We start from the raw sequence: 3,218 nt of genomic DNA, 5'->3' as shown, positions 1-3,218 counted from the left end.
AAAGCGGGTAACAAGTGCATCAAAGGGACGCCGCCTGCGGCGGCGCCCCTCATGCAAGCGTTACATGCAAATCAACATCAACATCAAGGATTTTTTGTGTCATCAGTTTTAGAAGTACTAGGACGTATTGAGTCTTATTTAGAAAGTTTCAAACAAAATAAAAATGCGAATGATGCTAGAAAGCTAGGAGAAGCTATCTGCAGGGTCATCCTAATAAACTCTGACAATCAAAGTACAAAAGAACTTTGCAAGGCAACTAAATTCCAAGTTTTAATAGACTCATTAAGCAAAAAAAACTTATCTGAAAATGAGAACCACCTAAAGAAGATAAAGGCTGACCTTAATACCCTGCAAACATTAGGAAACATAGAGTCTCATGACAATAACGTTGGTTTGAACGACAATGATCTTGAATCTATAGAAGAGTCTATAAAAAACTTGTTTCGCAATGTTTTCGATAATAAAGAATACATCGACATAGACGAAAAAATACCAGTTTCAATATATAAGTATATCAATAAATCTGTAACAGAAAATGAAGACTGGAGATGTGATAAAATAATCTCTATTGTCTATCCAAATAGGGATATTGAGAAAGTACGAGAAGAGAAAGACTTTCAATTTTACACTCTTCCTGACGTAAACAATAAGAAGCTAGGATTTGTATTCCTTGGAAGAAATATTAGCTTTTCAAGTTCATTGTCTAAGCTCTTCAAAGATAGTGAAATAAAAATAAAAGGACTGATAAGCCTAACATTTTTATTTCCAAAAGAGATCAGTAAGACAACTGGTAAGGAGGTAAAGAACAGAAAAAATAACATATTGAAAAAATGCAGTCCTTACGAAAAAGATTTTCCTAATGTTGACTTCACACATGAGTTCATTGAGGACTATATTTGGAATCACTGCCTTACTAACTCCTTAAAAGAAAGTAGCAATGTAACAACAGAACCTTACTTTATCGATCAATGGCTTTATAAAGACAATACCGAAAAGTTAAGTTTGATATTTTTAGATGAAATCGCTTCTCACACATCAAGCGATGACAAACCTATACATATACTATTGGGTGATGGTGGTGTAGGAAAAACGACTTTTTGTGAGCAAGTTGTCCAAAAACTTGACCAACAATTAGCTAAAGGTTCAAAGAAAAAAGCACTACTACTCTCTTCATTTGACTTGCCAGAAGAAATAAGTGGAGCTGATGAATCTATAGATTCAATTCAATCATTATATAGAATTCTTCAAGACGACCCGGATACTACATTAAACTCCCATAACCTTGCGTTAAATATCAGCTCGGGAAACATTCTTATCATAATTGATGGCTTAGATGAAATAGAGTCGAAGCTTAAAGAGAAATTCAACCTAGATGCTTTTATTGATTCTGTAATTGAGTTAAATGATACATATCTGAATTGTTCAGTAATAATAACATCTCGAGAAAATAATTCTGAAAAATTTGATAGAAATAAAGTAAATGTGTATCAACTAAAAGGATTTGATGAGTGCCTAATAAAGAAGTACTTAAAAGTTCGATACAATCACAAAAGTAAACACTCTGGAAAAGGTTATGACAACAAAGTATTAGACTATATTTCCACCCTTTCACTAGATAGTGATAAAAAAGTTACCCCGCTGATTATGCGCTTGCTATGTGAACTAGTTGAATCGCAAGCTGGATCGAGTGTTACACAAGAAATTAGTAAAAGTAACTACTTTAAGGATGACAACCCGCTTGATCAAGTGATACACCAGATTATAAACCGGGATATTATCAAGCAAGATATAGACATTTCATGCGATGATTACTTTGACATCCTCAAAGACATTGTATTCGATTACAGTTGCAATATATCAAAAACTGATTTAGATGAACTTCTTAAGTATTCACACTTGGGAGCAGATGAGCAAAACACCAAAGAATTTACAAACTTTTATGTCTCGCCTCTATTTCAAAGAGTTGGCAACAACTTCAGAATAAAACATGATTCGCTTGAGTTTTGGATAAAGGCAAGATATATCTCGCATAAAATTAATACAACAACAAGAGAGAATAGCAAAGGCGTTTTAAAGATAATCTCTAGAGACTGTTACAAAGGAGGTTCATTAGTAAAAGAAATTGCATCTACCTCAAAGCCTGATCGACATGAGTATTTTAGATCTGCAATACAAGATATTTTGGACGATTTAGAAGAATCTAAAGTAAATATGCAACTATCGAGAAAAACCATTTCTAGTATGTTGTATCTTGCAATGTCTAGTGAAATTAGAACAAAAGAAAATTATTCAAAAATACTCTTGGCTTTATTTGGTAAAAATGATGGTCAACGCATTAAATACCTATCCATCTATGGAGATTTCTTTCCTTTAGATTTTAAAGATTTTACAGTCTTAAATGGATATTTTTCCGGATATTCAAATCTTGGAAAGTCATCAATCCCAGAAGGTAAAGCAGTGTTTATTGATTGTGAATTCAAAGATATTGACACCTCAAACTTTGGTAAAAACTCCATTACCGATGTTAATTTTGACAATTGCATTCTACCTGACAATATAAAAAGCATTATCAACACAGGTGTTCAAAACAAGCAAGAACGAATTGACAACATCAAGTCTGATCTTAAGAAAATATTTAAAGTTGGATTCAAACAAAACTCTTTTGTTTGGAAATCAGATCAACTATATAAGCAGCAATGCGCATCGCTAAAGCACAAAATTATTCTATCTAAATACCTTGATATTCTAAAAACAGAAGGATTCCTAAATAGAGAATCTGCAAAAGGTGCTGCAGGAAATGGCTATAGATTAAATAATAATAGTGAGAATGAAGTAAAAGATTTTATTACTCAGGGTATTCTAGGAGAAAATATTAGCAACCTGATCGAAACTATTTCAGTTTGAGATTCGCATCAGGCATGTAACAAGTGCGTCAAGCAGGGACGCCGCGTTGCGGCGCCCCTTACGCAAGCGTTAGGTGGCCTTGCCCAGAAATCGAGGCAAGGAAGATTTTTTGCAAATGAATTTTTAATATTGTGCAATGCTGGCGTTGTGAGAGTTCAGAGTTGCTGTTTTCCGAGTCACTCGTAAATTGGTTTCGAGTTGGTGTGCTGTTTCGTTTCCAACTCGTCTTGCTATCTTTCTTTGGTACTCACACAGTTGCAACGCCAGCAGTCACCTTTACCATTGCCTTCATATCAGTTTGTGGCAGGCATTTA

Annotated in this window: 1 protein-coding gene; it reads left to right on the top strand. The window is 34.1% G+C overall.

Annotated elements, in window-relative coordinates:
- Positions 1-51: 51 nt before the first annotated feature.
- Positions 52-2,904, top strand: coding sequence for an NACHT domain-containing protein (locus tag M3P05_RS20205; protein ID WP_249701936.1), 2,853 nt, complete (start codon positions 52-54; stop codon positions 2,902-2,904).
- The last annotated feature ends 314 nt before the right edge of the window (positions 2,905-3,218 follow it).

Source organism: Parendozoicomonas callyspongiae (genome assembly GCF_023502345.1).
Lineage (GTDB): Bacteria > Pseudomonadota > Gammaproteobacteria > Pseudomonadales > Endozoicomonadaceae > Sansalvadorimonas > Sansalvadorimonas callyspongiae.
The sequence above is the reverse complement of the archived record's forward strand: the minus strand, read 5'-3'. Positions and strand labels throughout refer to the sequence as shown.